The 21,355-nt window shown below is 34.0% G+C and carries 14 protein-coding genes and 1 tRNA gene; 3 read left to right on the top strand and 12 right to left on the bottom strand.

Annotated elements, in window-relative coordinates; all coding sequences use genetic code 11:
* Positions 1 to 99: 99 nt before the first annotated feature.
* Positions 100 to 1,023, top strand: a complete 924-nt coding sequence (locus AC1Q5Z_RS10055; RefSeq protein WP_008465988.1) for a PfkB family carbohydrate kinase — start codon at positions 100 to 102, stop codon at positions 1,021 to 1,023.
* Between the two features lie 80 nt (positions 1,024 to 1,103).
* Positions 1,104 to 3,002, top strand: coding sequence for an amidophosphoribosyltransferase (locus AC1Q5Z_RS10050; RefSeq protein WP_198854962.1), 1,899 nt, complete (start codon positions 1,104 to 1,106; stop codon positions 3,000 to 3,002).
* An 847-nt stretch (positions 3,003 to 3,849) separates the two neighbouring features.
* On the opposite strand, the gene AC1Q5Z_RS10045 is transcribed toward AC1Q5Z_RS10050, so the two are convergent.
* The 4 genes from AC1Q5Z_RS10045 to AC1Q5Z_RS10030 all read right to left on the bottom strand — a co-directional run bounded on the left by AC1Q5Z_RS10045 (position 3,850) and on the right by AC1Q5Z_RS10030 (position 7,299).
* Entirely contained in the window at positions 3,850 to 4,461 is a 612-nt protein-coding gene (locus tag AC1Q5Z_RS10045; RefSeq protein WP_091490394.1) for a superoxide dismutase, read from the bottom strand.
* 140 nt (positions 4,462 to 4,601) lie between these two features.
* Positions 4,602 to 5,279, bottom strand: coding sequence for an aminoacyl-tRNA hydrolase (pth, locus tag AC1Q5Z_RS10040; RefSeq protein WP_492444618.1), 678 nt, complete (start codon positions 5,277 to 5,279; stop codon positions 4,602 to 4,604).
* 346 nt (positions 5,280 to 5,625) lie between these two features.
* Positions 5,626 to 6,237, bottom strand: coding sequence for a 50S ribosomal protein L25/general stress protein Ctc (locus AC1Q5Z_RS10035; protein WP_026727205.1), 612 nt, complete (start codon positions 6,235 to 6,237; stop codon positions 5,626 to 5,628).
* Positions 6,238 to 6,357: 120 nt separating this feature from the next.
* Positions 6,358 to 7,299: a ribose-phosphate pyrophosphokinase gene (locus tag AC1Q5Z_RS10030; RefSeq protein ID WP_198854964.1), complete on the bottom strand. Its 942-nt coding sequence runs from the start codon at positions 7,297 to 7,299 to the stop codon at positions 6,358 to 6,360.
* Positions 7,300 to 7,586: 287 nt separating this feature from the next.
* Here AC1Q5Z_RS10030 and AC1Q5Z_RS10025 point away from each other — a divergent pair.
* Positions 7,587 to 7,666, top strand: a tRNA-Leu gene (locus AC1Q5Z_RS10025).
* Positions 7,667 to 7,732: 66 nt separating this feature from the next.
* Here the strand turns inward: AC1Q5Z_RS10025 and AC1Q5Z_RS10020 are convergent.
* The 8 genes from AC1Q5Z_RS10020 to AC1Q5Z_RS09985 all read right to left on the bottom strand — a co-directional run bounded on the left by AC1Q5Z_RS10020 (position 7,733) and on the right by AC1Q5Z_RS09985 (position 21,329).
* A complete protein-coding gene (locus AC1Q5Z_RS10020) occupies positions 7,733 to 7,873 on the bottom strand; it encodes a hypothetical protein (RefSeq protein WP_278019915.1) in 141 nt (46 codons plus the stop codon).
* Positions 7,874 to 7,988: 115 nt separating this feature from the next.
* Positions 7,989 to 8,459 carry an OsmC family protein gene (locus AC1Q5Z_RS10015; RefSeq protein ID WP_492444615.1) on the bottom strand — a complete coding sequence of 157 codons (471 nt, stop codon included), beginning with the start codon at positions 8,457 to 8,459 and terminating at the stop codon, positions 7,989 to 7,991.
* A gap of 41 nt (positions 8,460 to 8,500) precedes the next feature.
* Positions 8,501 to 12,313, bottom strand: a complete 3,813-nt coding sequence (locus AC1Q5Z_RS10010) for an FIDD domain-containing protein (RefSeq protein WP_492444613.1) — start codon at positions 12,311 to 12,313, stop codon at positions 8,501 to 8,503.
* A 194-nt stretch (positions 12,314 to 12,507) separates the two neighbouring features.
* On the bottom strand, positions 12,508 to 15,795 hold the full coding sequence (locus tag AC1Q5Z_RS10005; protein WP_492444611.1) for an FIDD domain-containing protein: 3,288 nt from the start codon (positions 15,793 to 15,795) through the stop codon (positions 12,508 to 12,510).
* A 192-nt stretch (positions 15,796 to 15,987) separates the two neighbouring features.
* Positions 15,988 to 17,172, bottom strand: coding sequence for an aldose epimerase family protein (locus AC1Q5Z_RS10000; RefSeq protein ID WP_492444609.1), 1,185 nt, complete (start codon positions 17,170 to 17,172; stop codon positions 15,988 to 15,990).
* A 140-nt stretch (positions 17,173 to 17,312) separates the two neighbouring features.
* The gene (gene araA / locus AC1Q5Z_RS09995) at positions 17,313 to 18,821 is read right to left on the bottom strand and encodes an L-arabinose isomerase (protein WP_286971556.1); all 1,509 of its coding nucleotides are present in this window, start codon (positions 18,819 to 18,821) and stop codon (positions 17,313 to 17,315) included.
* Positions 18,822 to 18,952: 131 nt separating this feature from the next.
* Positions 18,953 to 19,654 (bottom strand): L-ribulose-5-phosphate 4-epimerase, encoded by a 702-nt coding sequence (locus AC1Q5Z_RS09990; protein ID WP_492444607.1) that lies wholly within the window; start codon positions 19,652 to 19,654, stop codon positions 18,953 to 18,955.
* Positions 19,638 to 21,329: a ribulokinase gene (locus AC1Q5Z_RS09985; RefSeq protein WP_492444605.1), complete on the bottom strand. Its 1,692-nt coding sequence runs from the start codon at positions 21,327 to 21,329 to the stop codon at positions 19,638 to 19,640. The genes AC1Q5Z_RS09990 and AC1Q5Z_RS09985 overlap by 17 nt, the downstream gene beginning before the upstream one ends.
* Positions 21,330 to 21,355 lie beyond the last annotated feature (26 nt).

The following is a 21,355-nucleotide window of genomic DNA, read 5'->3' as shown; positions in this document are numbered from 1 at the left end:
GAAATCGTTGTCATTTTTTTAAGAAAATTTTGAGAACCTAAACCGTTGCAAGATTGTAACTTATGAAGTATCTTTGCACCCTAATTCGAAATTCATAAAATGAATAAACTATTGATTGTTGGAACAGTTGCTTTCGACGCGATTGAAACTCCTTTCGGAAAAACAGATAAAATATTAGGTGGTGCTGCAACGTATATTGGTTTATCAGCTTCATTTTTTAACTTGCAATCGGCCATTGTTTCTGTAGTTGGCGACGATTTCCCTCAAGAACATTTAGATCTTTTAACTTCAAAAAATATTGATATCTCTGGTATCGAAATTGTAAAAGGAGGAAAGACTTTTTTCTGGAGCGGTTTATACCACAACGATTTAAATTCTAGAGACACTCTTGTAACGGAGCTGAACGTTTTAGCTGATTTTCAGCCAAAAGTTCCTCAAAACTACAAAGATGCTGATGTTGTGATGTTAGGAAACTTACATCCACTAGTACAAAGCAGTGTTTTAGATCAGATGGAGAAAAAACCAAAATTAGTAGTTTTAGATACTATGAACTTTTGGATGGATTGCGCTCTTCCTGAATTATTAGACGTTATTAAACGTGTAGATGTTATTACAATCAATGACGAAGAAGCAAGACAACTTTCTGGCGAATATTCATTAGTAAAAGCAGCTGCGAAAATCCAAGATATGGGGCCAAAATATGTTGTGATCAAAAAAGGAGAACACGGAGCACTTTTATTCCACAACAGAGAAGTTTTCTTTGCACCAGCTTTACCATTAGAAGATGTTTTTGATCCGACAGGAGCAGGAGACACTTTTGCAGGTGGTTTCTCTGGATTTATTGCACAGAGCGAAAACATTTCATTCAACAACATGAAGAATGCAATTATTTACGGTTCAAATTTAGCTTCGTTCTGCGTAGAAAAATTTGGAACTGAAAGGATGGAATCATTAAGCAAAGCCGAAGTAGCGATTCGATTACAGCAATTTAAGTCGTTAACTCAGTTTGACATAGAAATATAATGCCTAAGAGCCTCGATAAAACGGGGCTTTTTTATTACGAATACACACAACTTACAACAACACACAAATAACAAAAAACAATGAGCGACGCTTTAAAACACGAATGTGGTATAGCCTTAGTTAGACTACTAAAACCGCTTGAATATTATAAAGAAAAATACGGAACTGCGTTCTATGGAATTCAGAAAATGTATTTAATGATGGAAAAACAGCACAACCGCGGACAAGACGGCGCTGGTTTTGCTAGCATTAAATTTGATGTTGAACCTGGACAGCGTTATATCAGCAGAGTTCGTTCTAATCATTCGCAACCAATCCAAGATGTTTTCAAACAAATCAATGAGCGCGTTAGCGAAGAACTAAAAGCTCATCCAGAACTTGGAGACGACATGAAAGAACTAAAAGCAAACATTCCTTATGTTGGAGAATTGTTTTTAGGTCACGTTCGCTACGGAACTTTTGGAAAAAACAGCATCGAAAGCGTTCACCCATTTTTGCGTCAAAGCAACTGGATGCACCGTAACTTGATTTTGGCAGGAAACTTTAATATGACAAATGTTAAAGAACTTTTCGAAAATCTAGTTGAATTAGGACAGCATCCAAAAGAAATGGCCGATACTGTTACAGTAATGGAAAAAATTGGTCACTTCTTAGATAAGGAAGTAATGCAACTTTACCAAGACTGTAAAGCTGAAGGATATTCTAAAAGAGATGCTTCGCCAGTAATTGCAGAACGTTTGGATATTGCTAAAATCTTAGCTCGTTCTGCTAAAAACTTAGATGGCGGTTATGCTATGGCTGGTTTATTAGGTCATGGTGATGCTTTTGTTTTTAGAGATCCAGCAGGAATTCGTCCAGCTTATTTTTATCAAGATGACGAAGTTGTCGTTGTAGCTTCTGAAAGACCTGTTATTCAAACTGTATTTAATGTTCCTTTTGAAAGCGTTCAGGAAATTGATCCAGGAAATGCTTTGATTATCAAGAAAAACGGAAAAGTTACCATGAATCAAATCTTGGAACCAACTGTTAAAAAAGCTTGTTCATTCGAAAGAATTTATTTCTCAAGAGGAAGTGACGCTGAAATTTATCAAGAACGTAAAGACTTAGGAAAATTAATTTTACCTGCTGTTCTTAAAGCAATTGACAGCGATACAGATAACACTGTTTTCTCTTATATTCCAAATACAGCTGAAACTTCATTTTATGGTTTAGTTGAAGCTGCTCAGGATTTCCTAAATCAGAGAAAAAACAATTATATTCTAGAAAATAGAAATACGTTAACCGCTGAAACACTTCAGGAACTTTTAGCTGTAAAAATACGTACAGAGAAAGTTGCTATTAAAGATGCTAAACTTAGAACCTTTATTACAGAAGATAGCAGCCGTGACGATTTAGTGGCTCACGTTTACGATGTTACATACGGTGTAATTAAACCAGAAGATAATTTAGTAATTATTGACGATAGTATTGTTCGTGGTACTACATTGAAAATGAGTATCATTAAAATGATGGATCGTTTGAAACCAAAACGTATCGTAATCGTTTCATCTGCTCCACAAATTCGTTACCCAGATTGTTACGGAATTGATATGGCAAAACTAGAAGGTTTAGTTGCTTTTAGAGCAGCACTTGCTTTATTAAAAGAAAGAAACCTTTACCATATTGTAGATGAAGTTTATGCAAAATGTAAAGCTCAAGAAAATTTCCTTGATAAAGATGTTGTAAACTATGTAACAGCAATTTACGACCAATTTACACCAGACGAAATTTCAGATAAGATTGCAGAAATGTTAAGCTCACCGGAAATCAATGCTGAAGTAAAAATTATTTTCCAAACAGTCGATGACCTTCATAAAGCTTGTCCTAAAAATTTAGGTGACTGGTATTTCACTGGAGACTACCCTACTCCAGGTGGAAATCGAGTTGTAAACCGTGCTTTTATGAATTTTTACGAAGGGAAAGACGCTAGAGCGTATTAATAAAATACTAATAAAAGGTTAAATTGTGCATTTCGTCGGTTTTTTTTGCCGTTCATCCTATTTCTTTGGTGAAATTGAAAAGCTATGATACTTTTGAGATACCATAACATTAGTAGGTTAAGTTTATGGTAGATTTGGGGCAAAAAGGGTGGAAGCAATTCCACCTTTTTTATTGGAATTAACTCAACCAATTTATAAACAACCTATTACATCTCTTAATCGGATATACTTACCTTTCATCTGAAAAATTTTCTTCACAATATTATCTGCCATACATTTACTAAACCATAACATTAGTAGGTTAGTTTATGGTAGATTTGGGGCAAAAAAGGCGGAGTAACATCCGCCTTTTTTATTTCATTAAGCTAAAAATCTATAAATCAGACAATTAAAAACATTTCATCGAGTATAATTGCCTTTCATCTAAAAAATTTTCTTTATAAAAATACCTGCCATACATTTACTGAACCATAACATTAGTAGGTTAGTTTATGGTAGATTTGGGGCAAAAAAGGCGGAGTAACATCCGCCTTTTTTATTGAAATAAATTCATGATTTTCAAAAACAAGCTTTATACGTCTTTAATCGGATATTGTTGCTTTTTATCTGATAAGTTTCTATGAAAAAAATATCCACCATACATTTACAAGACCATAACATTAGTAGGTTAAGTTTATGGTAGATTTGGGGCAAAAAAGGTGGAAGAATTTCCACCTTTTTTATTTTTCTTTTTTTGAGAGAATAGATGAAAGAAAATAGAACAAAGATTATAGACGAAATATGTACAGATAAAAAAAAAAGACGAGCACAGCGCTCGTCTTTTTTCTTTATTCTTCACTCTATTTTCTTATTTGTCTAAAGCAAATCTTCTAGCAACTTCTGTCCAGTTAATTACACTGAAGAAAGCTTCAATATAATCTGGTCTTCTGTTTTGGTAGTTTAAGTAGTAAGCATGCTCCCAAACGTCCATTCCTAAGATTGGAGTTCCACCGTGACCAGCAACTTCTGGCATTAATGGATTATCTTGATTTGGAGTACCTACAACTTCTAATTTTCCTCCTTTTTGAACTGTTAACCAAGCCCATCCAGAACCAAATTGTGTTGCGCCAGCTTTAGCAAATTTTGCTTTAAATTCTTCGAAAGATCCGAAAGAAGCTTCAATTGCAGCCAATAAATCTCCTGTTGGCAAACCTCCTCCGTTTGGAGACATTACAGTCCAGAACAAGTTGTGGTTGTAGAAACCTCCACCATTGTTACGAACTGCAGCGTTAGATTTATCTAAGTTGATTAGGATATTTTCGATAGTTTTTCCCTCTAAATCTGTTCCAGCGATTGCTGCGTTAAGATTTGTAGTATATGCATTGTGATGCTTTGTATGGTGGATTTCCATTGTACGTGCATCAATATGTGGTTCTAATGCATCGTATGCATATGGTAATTGTGGTAATTCAAAAGCCATGGTATTATGATTTTTATGGTTTATAAATAATTTATCCCAAATTTAGACATTTAACTTTGGAATTGAAAATACTATTTCGTTATAATTGAATTTAATTAACTGATAATTTACATTTTCATCGCATAAACACCTGAAAATCTTTATTTTCCATTAAAAGTTGTCATAGTGTTTTCTAAACCTGCTGTTCCAAAAGTTCTAATTATTTCGGCAGAGGTTTCTAAACGTTCTGGCAGTTTTGCTTCTTCTTCAGCATTCCATTCTCCTAAAACATAATCCACCTGCTGTCCTTTTTTGAATTGATCGCTGATCCCGAATCTAAAACGAGTATAATTTTGCGTATTTAAAACCAAATTGATGTTTTTAAGTCCGTTATGACCTCCATCACTTCCTTTTGGCTTGATTCTAATTGTTCCGAATGACAGGTTTAAATCGTCTGTAATGACCAAAATATTCTCTAGAGGAATATTCTCTTTATCCATCCAATATTTTACCGCTTTACCGCTTAAATTCATGTAAGTGTTTGGCTTTAAAAGAAAAAAGGTTCTTCCTTTAAATTTGTATTCTGCCATTGAACCTAATTTTACGGTTTCGAATGAAAGGCTTTCTTTTTTAGCTAAAAAATCAAGCACTTTAAATCCGATATTATGTCTCGTGTTTACGTATTCAGCTCCGATATTTCCTAATCCTACGATTAAATATTTTTTACTCACGTTTTTTATATTGTTTTTTTTGTGTTCGTGAACCTCCGGTTTCATAATGTCTTCTGCGTTCTCTTCTTTTGGTATTGATGAAAACAGTTTTGTTATCCATTTTATCATTAGGCAAAAATAAGACTAATTATTTTTAACCGCAAAGAGCGCGAAGGATTTACGCTAAGAAATAGTTTCTATCGAGATGTGCAAAGAACACAAAGAGAGTTCTCTCGCAGGGTTAGTTGATCATACCGATTTATCTTAATTCCTTATTTCGTGTTGTTAGGCTGAGCGAAGTCGAAGCCTAACAAGAAACTCGACAATCTAAATTCCATACTTTGCGCGGGCTTCGACTTCGCTCAGCCTGACAACGATGAAAAAAACTTAGTCTCTCAGCATCTTAGAAACTTAGAATCTTCAAAAAAAAAGCCCCAATCGTAAGATTGAGGCTTTTTGTATTGAGTGAAAAAAATTATTTTTTCTTTCCTTTTGCAGGAGCTTTTGCAGCTTTTGCAGCTTCTTGAGCAGCTTTCATAGCAGCACGAGAAATTCTCACTTGACAAACAACTGTGTTGTCTGGGTGCATAATTTTGTACTCTGGTTTTCCAACTTTAGTAACGTATAATTTGTTACCCATTTCAAGTGGAGTGATGTCAGCTTCAACGAAATCAGGAAGATTTGCTGGTAAAGCTTTAACTTTTAATTTACGTTGGTTCAAACGTAAAACACCTCCCGCAAGAACACCTTTAGATGTACCAACGATTTTCACAGGAACTTCCATAGTGATTTCTTTATCATCAAATAATTGGAAGAAGTCAATGTGTAAAATTTTGTCAGTAACTGGGTGAACTTGGATATCTTGCAAAATTGCATTGAATGATTTTCCTTTTCCAAGCTCAATCACAACTGTGTGTGCATTTGGAGTGTAAACCAAGTTTTTGAACGCTGCAGCGTCTGCTGAGAAGTGTACTGCTTGATTTCCTCCGTATAACACGCAAGGAACCGCTCCAGCATTACGTAAGGCTTTAGTTGACACTTTGCCCACGCTTTCTCTTTCTGATCCTTTAATTGTAATCGATTTCATTGTAAAAAAATATAGTTATTAAATAAATATTCTATTTTGTTGAAGCTTTAAGCAATATGCTTTAGGCTTTTTTATGCAAAGTAAATAAGCTTACGGCCTAAAGCCTGCAGCCTACTGCTTTTACATAATGAATTTTCCACTGATGGAATTGTTGTGGTGAACCATCTGCATTACCTCAGCAAATAAAGGCGCACAGCTTACCACTTTTATTTTCTTTGATTCTCTCTTTAACGGAATTGAATCTGTTACGATTAATTCTGTTAGTTTTGAGTTTTCAATTTTCTCGTATGCTCCGCCTGATAAAATAGCGTGCGTACAAATTGCTCTTACACTTAGCGCTCCTTTTTCGATCATTAGGTCTGCCGCTTTCGCTAAAGTTCCTCCTGTATCGATCATGTCGTCTACTAAGATTACGTTACGTCCTTTTACTTCACCAATAAGCTCCATAGTGTCGATAACGTTGGCTGCTTTTCTTTGTTTGTAACAGATAACTACATCTGATGCTAAAAACTTAGAATAAGCATATGCTCTTTTTGAACCTCCCATATCTGGAGATGCAATTGTTAGATTTTCTAAATTTAAACTTTCTACGTATGGTAAAAAGATCGTAGATGCAAATAAATGATCTACTGGTTTTTCAAAGAATCCTTGAATTTGGTCTGCATGCAGATCCATTGTCATGATTCTTGTTGCTCCTGCAGCTGTTAGTAGGTTTGCTACTAATTTAGCTCCAATCGGAACTCTTGGTTTGTCTTTTCTATCTTGTCTTGCCCAACCAAAATAAGGCATAACAGCTGTAATATGTCTTGCTGATGCGCGTTTTGCTGCATCAATCATTAACAACAATTCCATCAGATTATCTGCACTTGGAAAAGTTGAACACACGATAAAAACGCGTAAACCTCTGATTGATTCTTCGTAAGATGGCTGAAATTCTCCATCACTATACGTTGACATCGTTACTTTTCCTAACGGAATCCCGTAATCTTTTGCAATTTTTTCTGCAAGATAAACACTTTGTGAACAAGCAAAAATTTTAGCTTCTGGTTCTAGGTGCGACATTGTAATTTGTTGTTTTATTCCGTTACTTTTAAAAAATTCAACTTTATATTTCAATAAAGTGGAATGTGTATAAATGTCTCGGATGTAGTTAGTTGTGTGTGCTTCGTTTTAACGAGCTGCAAATTTATAAAATTTATTGAACACTGAAAGCAAAAATTTAAGTATTTTTAGTAGTTCGTTTAAAATTATTTTTTACATTTGCACCGTGTTAAAGGAATGACGCCATTTATGACTTCATTCTATTGCGTTAAAATAACTGATTTATCATTTATTTTTTCGTCTGCTACGCCCGGATGGCGGAATTGGTAGACGCGCTGGTCTCAAACACCTGTGGGAAACCGTGCCGGTTCGACTCCGGCTCCGGGTACTTAAAAACCTCTTCTTAACGGAAGAGGTTTTTTTATTACCTTATTTCAAAACAACACTCCTGTGTCTAATCCTTTGGTTTATGGATATGAGGTTTTAGAATTGGATGTTTTGGTTGATTTGGAGGAGTGACCCTTCTTCTTTCATCTGGTGTCCCGTCTGGTGTTTTAGGTTTTGGGCCTGGTTTAATTGCTTGAATTGCTTCCATAATTTAATTGTTTTAAAGTTAAAAAATCTTTCGTCGAGATTTAATAAATCTCTAAAGCAAATAACCCGAATAGTCCCTTTAGAATATTACGGAAAACCATATTGATTTTTATTTTTTAAACTACTTTACAACTCGCCTCATGCAAAACAGGAAAATTGCATGAATTAGCAATAAAACATAGTTGGTTTGCTTTTTTATGAAGTTCTAAAGCCAATTCTATTTTATCTGAGTTTCCAATCGTAACATTTGGATTCAATCTAACTTCTGTAAAACTTCCACTTCCATCTGCATTTACTTCAAGAATGGCTTCAGCGTTATCTGAATATTCTAAAACTTCTATTCCGTTTTGGGAGCAGACATATAAGTATGACATCATGTGACAAGAAACTAAACTGCTTAACAATAAATCTTCTGGATTATATAATGACGGATCGCCTTTGAAAGCTTTTGCTGCCGAAATATCTAAAACGGGTTTTCCTTCAATTTGAATTTGATGGTTTTTGGTGTAAATTTTTGAAGTTGTATTTTCTGAACTTTTGTTTGAAATCCAATTTAATGATGCTTTAAATAGATGTTTAAATGCCATTTTTTACTTTTTTACAATTGCAGAATATACTTTAGTATGTTTTACCTCTTTAAACTAAAATGCCCCTTAAAGATTCTTCCGTCTTCTAGTTGAATTGAATACCAATAATCTGCTGAAGGCATTTGCTGTCCTAAATATGTTCCGTCCCAACCTTCTCCTATTGGATTAATTTGTTTTATAAATTTACCATAGCGATCAAAAATTTGTACACTAGTCTTTGAGGTGAATATAGGATTTATTCCTTTTAAATTCCATGTATCATTATACCCGTCTTGATTGGGAGTAAAATAATTAGGAATTCCTAAAATTGCAACTTCTTGTGCAACAACACCGCAACCATTTAAGTCTTTAACAAAAACATTGTGTATTCCTGCAGGCACATTTGTAAATATATTGCTTGTTTGATAATCACCATTTTTATCATCCAAAGAAAAAACATAATCGCCAGCACCAGTAGCCAATACTGTTATCGCATTCTCTGAAGACATATCGACAACCTCTATTTCTAATGTTGCTTTATCAGATGCATTTACTGTAATGGTTCTTGTTGCAGAACACCCTTCATTATCAAGCACTTCTACTTTATAAATTCCTTTTTTATTTACAGTCAAATCATAATTGTTTTCTCTTTCAATTAAATTTCCATTAAATGTCCAGCTATAGCTATAATTTCCTTTTTGAGTTTCATCTAATAAACCTGCATTGATAATTTTTGTAAAAGTTGGCAGATCGCTGCACACCAGCTCCTCTCCTTCTAATTTAATAACCGGTTTTGGTCGTACAATAAACGGAATAATTGTACTGGCAATACAAGAAGAATTTAAAGGGTTGCTAACTTCAACCTTTATATTTTGAGAAGAAGTAATAAAAGGGTTGGGCAACGGACTCGGCAATTCAATATTATTACCATCTGAATATTTTACAATCATTCCAGTTTGTCCTCCAAGAATTGTAGTTTCAAAATCAGAAGTGTCAAACGCGTATTTTCCGTCTTGCAGAGCTGGATCTACTTCATCATCACAAACAGTAGTTAAGGATGCGTCAATAGGAAAAGCTTGAGGCAAGTCATCAACGATAAACTTCAAGGTACTTGCAAAAGAACAAGATGGTAAATTATTATTGCTAACAACAACACTTATTGTTTGTGTCGATGTTATAAAAGGATTTGGTAACGGACTTGATAACTCATTATTATTTTGATCAAAATACGAAACTGTAACATTGTTCAAACCATTCAATAAATTGCTTTCAATTGCTGATGTATCAAAGGCATATAATCCGTCATGATCATCGTCACAATGAATTTGTTCCATTGATTGTATTAATGGAATTGGTTCAACTGTAAGGGTAATGCAATTTTCTAACCCTAAACAGTCATTACTTAATTTATTATCTACACGTACATAAATATCTTGAGCATTTGGAGATCCTGTATTTCTATAATTTGAGATGTCTAAAATATTATTTTTCTCTGCAAGTGCATCCGATAAATTTGTATAAAACGTAATATCTAACTGCTGTCCCGCTGGAAATATATTTTGAATTTGATTGGTTACATCACTAAAATCAAAAGATGCAATTCCGTCTGTATTTGTCCCTAAAATTGCATCATCACATTGCACAAAGCTTTTTCTAAAAGATTTCGGTATTTGAGTTGTAGATACGATAAGATTTAATTGTGCGGTTCTGTAACATCCATTTTTATTGGTTACACGAACAAATACTCTGTCGACACTAGCAACCTGATTAATATAATTTGTTGTATTCAAAATAGGATTAGTGCCATTTTGTGCATCTTGGGCAGTTTTAAAAAAAGAAATATCTTCATTGTTTACATTGGAAGTTATTTTACTGATGGATTCTTCTAAATTAAAAGCACTAAAACCATCAATATTATCATCACATTGCTTTAAATCAATTGCATTATTGATATCTGGCAAAACCAAAACTTCAATTTTGAATGAAGTAACCGCTACACAATTGGGATTATCTTTATTAACCAATTTGACAAAAATAGTTTCTTTTAAGTTTGTGTTTTGATAATTCTCTGGAGTAAGAATAGGCTGTGTTAAGGTTTCATCTTTATAATAGGATAAGAGAAATTGTATCGCTGAGTGCCCGTTTAAAATAGCGGTAGCTCTTTGAGTCAAATCAAAAATAACTTTACCATCATTGTCACTTCCAAAACTTGAATTATCGCATGAAACTAAATCCTGAATTGCTGTAGATAAATTAGGAAATGGCGTATCAAATACATCAATTTTAAAAGTTGTGATGCTTTTACATTCTGTATTGATTTTATTTGAAACTTCGGCAGTTATAGTTTCCTCCTGATAAGAAACCGAATTAATGTAATTTTCAGGTGAATCAATTATTTTATTATTAGAAAAATAATTTACTATAAACAAATCAGGATCTTGTCCATTTAATATAGCTTTGTTCTGCGTAGTTAAGTCAAAAGAATACAACCCATTATTATCGTTGTCGCAAACTAATACGTTTTGAGGTTGGGTTGCTACAGGTATTTCTGAAATATGAACCTCTTTTTTCCTTTTGAGGTTTTTTCCAAGTGCACTTGTAGCAGATACAGAGACAATATATTTTCCTGCTGAAGTATATGTATGAGAAGGATTTTTATCTGTGCTTGTAGTCCCATCACCAAAATCCCAAACTATAGACACAAGATTTTGACTGCCTGTTAATGAAAACGAGGTGTTTTCTCCCAAACAATTATTCTTTGTTTTTATTGAAAAATCAAGTACTGACCTTACAAACTGTGGGAGATCTGCATTGGTTTCTCCAAAGATATTAAGAGCTGCAGGATTATAATTGCAACTAGGCCCCAGGTTATCAGGATCATTAATAACACCTAAGGCATAAGAATTGGTAAATGAAAGATATATTTTGCCATCAGGAGCATATTGCAAGGACGACATAGAACCGTAAAATCCCATATTGTGACCGCTACCTATAATTTTTTCAGTAGACTGAATATTTGAAGCCGTTAAATCGTATTGAATTAATTGATTTTTATATATATCTGATCTGGTTGTATATAAAACATCTCCTGAAGGAGAAAATTCAACTCCATAACAGTCATAATGATTATTTATAATCTGTGGATTAGATATTAATCCGTTATTGACATCAAAGTCAAATAAAGTTGTTCCTGCACCATAGGCTGCCATTGCAATTTTTGATCCATCTGGTGAAAACTTTAAATATCCTGAAAAAAACAAACCTCCGTCATTTGCAGATTTAGAGCTACTTACTATTGGATTAGTGATAATTCCCGCAGAAGTAATACTGTAAACATAAAATTTGTCATCAATTTCATTATGAAGAATAAACCAGTAATCGATATCATTTGGTTTTTTTATAGCCGCTATATTTCTGCAAGTACCAGTTGCAATTGGTACATTTTTATTGACAGTCACATCTCCTAATCCGCCATTTAAATTCATATCTACTTCTGTATATTTTGTAGACGAATTCATGTTTATATCTAATCCAGGACTTGTTATTATATAATAAATATTATTTGATCCTGGTTTGGGAATTATAATTGTTGATTGGCCTATTACATAACTGCCTCCTAAATTGCTTCCGTTTGACATTTTATTATGAAGCTTGTCCCAAACAACCACTCCGTTAGTATAAAATAACAATTCTCCGTTTGCATTAGAAATACTCGAACATCCGCCATCTGCATACATTTGGCTGTCTTTTAAAGAAACTGGTGATACACCATTAAAATCAACCCCTGACAAATCTCCAAAATACCAAATGTTTGCCTCACCTTGTGCATAACAACCTAACGATAAAAAGAAAATTACGGATAATATTTTTAGCATAAATGATATAATAATTCGCGTAAAAATAAACATTTACACTAAAGAATATCAAATAATAATTCCTATTAAGATCTTCATTTTTTCTTAAAATTAGAACTAAACAATTCTTTTGAACAGAAACCTTAAAAATAGTTTTTGTTTTATAATTTTCTGATAGATTTAAAAACCGTTGCTGTAAAATTTATTTCAGCAAATTATCTTTTTAATGAAAAATGTCCTGAAAAAATAGTCTTATTATCAAAATTAGCTCTAAACCAATAATCATCTGTCGGCATTTCTGCTCCATTGTAGAATCCGTCCCAACCTAGATCATTTGCAAAAAGTTCTTTCAATAATCTGCCATATCTGTCAAATATAGATATTTTTGAATTTGGGTATTTTTTACTACTTGTTATCTGCCAAAGATCATTATGGCCATCGCTATTTGGTGTGAAAAATTTAGGATAATCAATTACTGTAACTTCTTTAGTGTCTTCACCGCAACCCTCTTTATCTCTCAGATAAGAAATATAAGTTCCGCCCTGAACATTAGAAAAATAATTACTATCCTGATAGTTTATTCCGTCTATAGAATATTCTAGATTTCCTTCGAATGTTGGGATAATTTCAATAAAATTGTTATCTGACAATTCCTTGTATCTTACTTCTTTAATAGTTGGAAGAGTCGATCGTATCAATTCAAACTCAAATTTGTTTTCACAATAAATATCGTTTTGAATTTTTCCAACCACAAGAGTATACTTTCCTGCATTTACCAAATCTGCTTCGTTAGTATTTGAAATAACATTATCCTCGCCAAATTTCCAGCTGTAACCATCTAAATTATTCTCAACATTTACATGTAAAGAAGTCTCTAGATTACATAGAAAATATGTTTTTTCGACCTTTACAGTAGGCAATTCGTTCACCAATAAATCAAAACTTGTTTCAGAATTGCAAAGGCTATTGGTTTGGTTTTCTACTTTTACTTTTATTGTTTGGGATTTTGACTGTGTATTTCGAAATAAGGCTGGAAATGGGCTTGCCAATTGGTTTCCGTTATTATCAAAATACATTACTTTAAGCCCTGATTGATTTCCTATAATTTCTTTTTCTATTCCGGACATATCAAAAGTGGCAAAACCATTTCCTTCATCGCAGGCATATTTATTGGATGGTTTATTAATTTGAGGTTGCGAAGTTGTTTTTAAAACTAATGTCGTTTCCTTATAACAATTGGTTAAAATATTAGTTACTCTAACAGTTATTATTTCTTGATTTTTAGTTGCATTTGTATAAGGATTTGGCAACGGACTTGCTAATGGATTTCCATTATTATCAAAATAAGAAACTTTCATTCCTTGTTGATTTCCTAAAACGGTTAATTCAACATTTGAAGTGTCAAAATATTCCGAAATTCCATCATTGTTATCATCACAGCCTATTAATTCTTGTAAAGAATTTGCAGCAGGAACCGGACTTACTATTAGGTTAAATGTCGATTCATTATAACAATTCGTATTCGTATTGACAACCTTGACAGTAATTTTTTCTTCTTTGGCGATTAGATTCGCAACTGCATTTAATGAACCTTGTATCTTCTGCCCGTTTTGATGATAAAATTCAGCTTTTAAGTCAGCAGAAGTTTCTAAAATTGTCTCTATTGGTTTTAAATCAAATTGGGCAAAACCATTTCCATTATCACAAACAACCAAATCTGAAATTGGAGATAAATTTGGCAATTGATTTACAATTAAATCAAATGTAGTTTCAGAATAGCAACAAGGATTGTCATCGTGACTTACCCTAACAGTAATCGTTTCTCTATCTTTAACTGTATTTGCGAATGGGTTTGGCAATGTTTCATACTTATTGCCTTTGCTGTCTATGAAAGTAACTATTTTTTTAGTTTGAGTTCCCAAAACCTGCTGCGTAACTGTTGAAGTATCAAAAGAGGTAGAAAATCCTGTGTTTAAACTATTTTCACAAGCGTAAATATTATTGATTCCATATGCTTTAGGCGGTTCTTTCACATCAATTGTTTCCGATAAATTTTCAACAGTTCCATCTTTGCCAGTAACCTTGGCGGTAATAGTATATTTTCCATCGGCCGAAAAATCATGAAAGGGAGATAAATCTGTAGAAACATTATTTGCTCCTGAATCTGGATCTCCGAAATCCCATATAATTGAAGCAATTTTTGACTGATCACTAACACTAAATTCTTTTAAGAATTCAGAACATATATTCGAAATGTTCATTTCAAAAACATTATTTTTAACCTTATTTACATTTCCTGTCACGTTGATATAAAAATTGGCTTGCGGTTTTCCAAAATCAGCAGTCGAAACATAGCCATTTCCAAGATCAGGATATCCTACTAGTGTTGTACAACCTCGTTGCCATGACACGCCCTCACTTTGTGTTGTACCCGCTATAAAGGCAACTCCATCTCCATAAACAATTCCTTTATGAACTTCTACCAGAATTTTTTTTACACCAGCTGGAATTTTGATTGGTTTATCAAAATCTACTTGTATAATCTGAGAGTTCTCATCAATACTCGGCCGCAGCTCTTCATATTGACTGCTTCCTATTAATTTTTTTTCAGAGAAAGAACATGGGAAATTATCATCAATTTCATAGATATTAAAACTAATTTCAGCTAGCCAACCTGTTTTGTTAATTCCAACTTGCCCAGAATTAATTATAAATTCCTCATTATTTGATATACCAAAATCTTTTAAGTTAAAAGTTCTTGCCCAATAAATATATGCCGATGTACATGAATGTATACCAGTATCTATTAATTCGTCATTGAGGTTATGTGAGATTCTAGTGATTGGTCCTAAACTTTTTGTATCAAATACTTCACCCGTCACATTGATATAAAAATTTGCATCTGGAACAGGAATAGTCAAATCTGTAGTACGCGATAGTCCATGATTTAAGTCACAGCCTAAATACCACGATTCTCCATTGTCTTGTGCAGTACCCGCAATAAAGACTTCTCCCGACTTTGGATTATAAATATCTTTTATTTTATGCACTGTGACCATTATTCTTTTAGTTCCAGCCGGAACAACTATTGGTTCATCAAAATCAAACTGGAAAATTTCTGGAGCACCATTAATAACTCTCGTTGGATTAAAACTACGGCTTCCAAGCACCGTTCTTGGAAATGAAGAATAAAAGAAAACAGGAAAATTGTCGTCGATACTATAGACAGTAAAATATAAATTTGAACCTTCATCAGATTTACTAATTCCAATTTGTCCCGATCTAATAACAAATTGTTCGTTTGGTTTTATACCAAAATCTGATAATGTAAATAACTTCGACCAGGCTTCATCTCTATCGCAAGTATACATACTAGTCTTAACAAGTGTTGTTCCAACATTATGGGTCAATGTTATTTGCGCATTTATGCATTGGAAAAACAGAAAAAATAAAAACGAAATTGCTGTATTAAATTTGTTTTTTTGATTTATAGTTATTCTCATTTAAGTAATTTTTGGCCTCTCTTTTAAATTTTTAGGTTTGATTATTAACTCCAAATATAAGAATCAAATGACAGAAATAGGGTTGAAAAAATATTTCTTTGAAACTAAATAATCTTCAAAACAAAAAACCCCGAAAGTCAGACACTTTCGAGGTTTTTAGAGAATTACTAAACTAATTAACAGATTCTAAAACTATTTTTTTACCGAGAATTTAAAAGTAGTTTTAGTTTTATAATTTTCTCCAGGGTTTAGAACCGTTGTTGGAAAATTTTTCTGGTTTGGAGAATCTGGATAATGTTCTGTTTCTAAACATAATCCTGTTCTATGTGCAAAAGTTCCTCCGTTTGGCATTGGCAAGGTTCCGTCAAGGAAATTTCCAGAATAGAACTGAATTCCAGGCTCGTCTGTTGTCATTTCCATAACTCTTCCGCTTGCTGCGTGATATACTTTTGCAATGATTGTTTTTCCTTTTTCAGGGTTATTCAACACCCAGCAGTGATCATAACCTTTTCCTTTTTCTAATTGATCATTTTTAGCATTAATGTCTTTTCCAATTAATTTTGGCGTTCTGAAATCGAAGGGCGTACCAGCAACATCTTCTAATTTTCCTGTCGGAATCAAATCTGCATCAACTGGAACTAATTTATCTGCATTTAATGTCAATTCGTGATCTAAGATTGTCTTGGTGAAATCTCCAGATAAATTGAAATATGAATGCTGCGTTAAGTTAACAACCGTTTTTTTGTCTGTTGTTGCTTCGTATAAAACTTCTAACTGATTGTCATTTGTCAATGTATAAGTCACAAAAACTTTTAGGTTTCCAGGATATCCTTCTTCCATATCTTTACTTAAGTAAGATAATTTTAAAGAAGCTGTATCGCCAGATTTAACCTCATCAGCTTTCCAAACCACATTAAAAAATCCTTGCGGACCACCGTGCAAAGCATTTGGTGCATTGTTAATTGCCAATTGATAATCTTTTCCGTCTAATGAAAATTTACCTTTTGCAATTCGGTTTCCGTATCTTCCAATTAAAGCTCCAAAAAATGGATTTTCTTTTTCGTATTGCGCTAAAGAACTGAATCCGATTACTACATTTTCAGAAACACCTGCTTTATTAGGCACTTTCAAATCCGTAATTCTTCCACCAAAAGTGATGATGTCTACTTCCATCCCGTTTTGGTTTTTCAGTTTATAGCTTTCTACTTTTTCGCCTTTAGCAGTAGTTCTGTATTCCGATTTATCAATTGTAACTAAAGCTTTTGCATCGGTTTCAGCTTTTTCTGTATCAGCTTTTTTATCGCCTTTACACTGAACTGAAACTATGGCAATACCAAGCATGCTTAATATGAAAAGAGAGCGTTTTAATACATTCATAAATTGTAGTTTTTTGGTTTGTAAAAGTTAGATGTTAGATATAAAATGTCAGATGTGAAATTTAATCATTTTATAAATGTAAAAATCACCTTTTTCTTTTTTTTTCACATTTAACATCTAACAAATTACGTTTTACTGTCTTATAGTCCGTGTTGGAATAAATGGAAATATGCTTCGTTAGCATTGATTTTATCTTTAAACTCTCTTACGGTTGTTTTTTCATCAATTACCAATAATTCGATTCCAGCAATATCTGCGAAATCTTCCATATATTCTGTTGTAATAGATTGGCTATAAACCGTGTGGTGCGCTCCTCCAGCTAAAATCCAAGCTGTTGCTGCAACTTCTAAATTTGGTTTGCAATCCCATAGAACACGTGCAACTGGAAGTTTTGGCAATTCTGCCATTGGTTTAACTGCTTCAACTTCGTTTACAATTAAACGGAAACGAGTTCCCATATCAACCAAAGAAACATTGATGGCGTCTCCTGCAGGAGAATTAAACACCAAACGAGCTGGATCTTCTTTTCCGCCAATTCCTAATGGATGCACTTCGCAAGAAGGTTTTCCGTCAGCAATAGATGGACAGATTTCTAACATGTGAGATCCTAAAACGTATGATTTTTGTGGTGTGAAATGATATGTGTAATCTTCCATAAAAGAAGTTCCGCCTTCTAAACCAATACACATTACTTTTAAAGCTCTAACCATTGCAGCAGTTTTCCAGTCTCCTTCTCCACCAAAGCCATAACCATCGGCCATTAATCTTTGTGTTGCAATTCCTGGCAATTGTTTCCAAACGCCAAGGTTTTCAAATGTATCTGTGAAAGCTCCAAATCCTCCTTCTTCAAGGAAAGCTCTTAATCCTAATTCGATTTTTGCTGCTTCTACTAATGAACTTCTTTGTGCTCCGCCTTCTTTTAAAGAATCTGTTAAGTTATAAGAAGACTCATAAACTGCCAATAAATCAGCTAATTGCTTGTCTGTTACTTTCTCAATATGTTTTGTAACGTCTGAAGAATCGTATCCGTTTACAGACATTCCGAAACGAATTTGAGCCTCAACTTTATCACCTTCTGTAACGGCAACTTCACGCATATTGTCTCCAATACGAGCTACTTTTAGGTTTTGAAGTTCATCCCAACCCAAAACCACTCTTGACCAGATTCCTAGTTGTTTTTGAACTCTTTGATCTTCCCAATGTCCAACTACAACTTTACGTTTTTTACGTAATCTAGACATCATGAAACCAAATTCACGATCTCCGTGAGCCGATTGGTTCAAGTTCATGAAATCCATATCGATGCTTCCCCACGGAATTTCAGCATTGTATTGTGTATGCAAATGGCATAATGGTTTTTTAAGAATATTTAATCCGCCAATCCACATTTTTGCTGGAGAGAAAGTATGCATCCAAGCAATAATTCCGATACAATTTTTCTCAGAATTCGCTGCCAAACAAACATCTAAAATTTGCGAAGGAGATTTCACCACATCTTTGTAAACCACTTTTACTGGAATTGAAGATGAAGCATCTAATCCTTTTGCCATTATTTGAGAATGTTCTGCTACTTTTCTAAGTGTTTCTTCACCGTATAATTCTTGGCTTCCTACTACAAACCATACTTCTTTTTGAGATATATCTATCATGTTGTTTAATCGTTTATTTGTTTAACCGTCAAATCGTTTTTCTTTGTCTAAAAGTTCACGATTAACGAAAGTCTTTTCTCTATGTTCTTTATTCTATTTTCTTTAATCTAAAATCTGCACTCTAAAATCATTTACTGTCCGTAGTACGAATCTTTTCCGTGTTTACGGTTGTAATGTTTCTTAATTAATGAATCTTTTAATCTTGGTGCATTTGGGTTTATTTGCAAAGTCAGGTACGCCATTTCTGCGACAACTTCTAAGACTTTACTGTTGTAAACCGCTTTTGCAGCATTTTTTCCCCACGCAAATGGGCCGTGATTTCCAATTAAAATCATTTCTACTTCTTCATAAGAAAGATTTTTTTCTTTGAAGCAATCTAGAATCTGAATTCCGGTATTGTGCTCATAGTTTCCTTCAATTAAAGAATCTGCCATTGGCGGTGCACACGGAATATCAGCTGTTAAATGATCGGCATGCGTTGTTCCGAAAATTGGAATATCTTGCTGCGATTGTGCCCAAGCCACAGAATAGGTTGCGTGTGTATGCGCAACGCCTCCAATATTTGGCCAGTGTTTATATAAATAAGCATGCGTTTTAGTGTCGGATGACGGACGCATTGTACCTTCAATTACGTTATTATCAAAATCGACAATTACGATATCTTCGGGTTTTAAATCTTCGTAAGGAACACCGCTTGGTTTAATGGCAAAAACACCATTTTTTCTGTCCACGGCGCTCACATTTCCGAAAGTATAAACAACCAAATTCAATGCATTTAACTGCATATTGGCTTCATAACATTCTTGTTTTAAATCTTTATAAAGAGAACTCATTTTGAGAAATTTTAATAGTTGGATCTGCAAAAGCACTTAATTTTTCGTACCCTAAAAGCAGTTTATGATACGCTTCAACTTTATCTGTTTGAGGGAAATATTCTCCGTCAAAATCACTTCCGATTTTCTGGCTCGCTTCGATTACGTTTGGATAAATTCCAGCTGCAACTGCTGCATAAATTGCTGCACCTAAAGCAGGAGTTTGGTCTGAAGCTGCCACTTTAATTGGCTTGTTTAAAACGTTAGCCAAAGTCTGCATAATAAAAGGAGATTTACGAGCAACACCGCCAATTCCGATAACGCTGTCGATTTTTACTCCTTCTTCTTCGAAACGATCTACAATTTTCTTCGCTCCAAAGCAGATTGCGTTTACTAAAGCTTTAAAAATATGAGGCGCTTTTGTTCCTAACGAAAGGTTCGAAATCGCGCTTTTAACTTCTTGGTTTGCATCTGGAGTTCTACGTCCATTAATCCAATCTAAAGCAATTGGAAGACTTTCTGAAACTGGAATTTTCTCTGCTTCTTTCGTTAATTCAACAATTAATTTATCGCTGAATTCTTCTCTTAATTGTTCTTTTTGAGCATCATTTAAAACAGAAGAAGTTTGTAATAAATGCTCTGTCGGCCACATTAAAAGTTCTTTGTACCAAGCTAATAAATCACCAAAAGCAGATTGTCCTGCCTCTAAACCAATAAATCCAGGAATAACAGATCCATCAACTTGTCCGCAGATTCCGCGAACGGTTTTTGTTCCAACCTCATCATAAGAACCAACAAGGATATCACAAGTTGAAGTTCCCATAACACGAACTAAAGTATTCTCTTCGATTTTAGCTCCAACTGCTCCAGAATGCGCGTCGAAAGTTCCAACAGCCACAACTGTTTCTGTCGAAAGCCCTAGACGATCTGCCCATTCTTGGCTTAATTTTCCAGCAACTAAGTCTGACGTATAAGTCTCATCATATAAATTGCCACGTAAAGTCGCTAAATATGGATGCAGTTTTTCTAAGAATTCAACTGGCGGTAATCCGTTCCAGTCTGCGTGCCACATTGCTTTATGTCCTGCTGCGCAACGGCTTCTTTTGAAGGTTTTTAAATCTTTATCTTCAATTAACAAATACGTCATTAAATCGCAGTGTTCCATCCAAGTGTGTGCTGCATTTCTAACCGCTTCGTCTTGTCTTGCAATATGAAGAATTTTTGCCCAAAACCATTCCGAAGAATAAATTCCTCCAACGTATTTTGTTACGTCTTCTCCACCCCAACTTACTGCCAGTTCGTTAATTTCGTTTGCTTCATTTATAGAAGTATGGTCTTTCCATAAAACCATCATGGCATTTGGATTTTCTTCAAAACCTTTTGTTAATGCCAATGGCGTTCCATCTTTTGTAACTGGAACTGGAGAAGATCCTGTTGTATCAATACAGATTCCGCGAACCAATGCCGGATTAACATTACTTTCTTTTACAACATTTTGAATTGTAATTTCCAATCCTTCGATATGATCCAAAGGATGCTGACGAAATTGGTTTATAGAAGCGTCACAATATTGCTTGTTTTTCCATCTTTTGTAATGAGAAACATTCGATGCCAACTCCTGCCCATTTTCTGTGTCAATAAGCACCGCACGAACAGAATCTGTTCCGTAGTCCAATCCTATTACATAATTTTTCATTCGTATTTTATTTTAAAATATTGACA

This window comes from Flavobacterium sp. GW823-FHT06G12, from assembly GCF_058794775.1.
The sequence above is the reverse complement of the archived record's forward strand: the minus strand, read 5'-3'. Positions and strand labels throughout refer to the sequence as shown.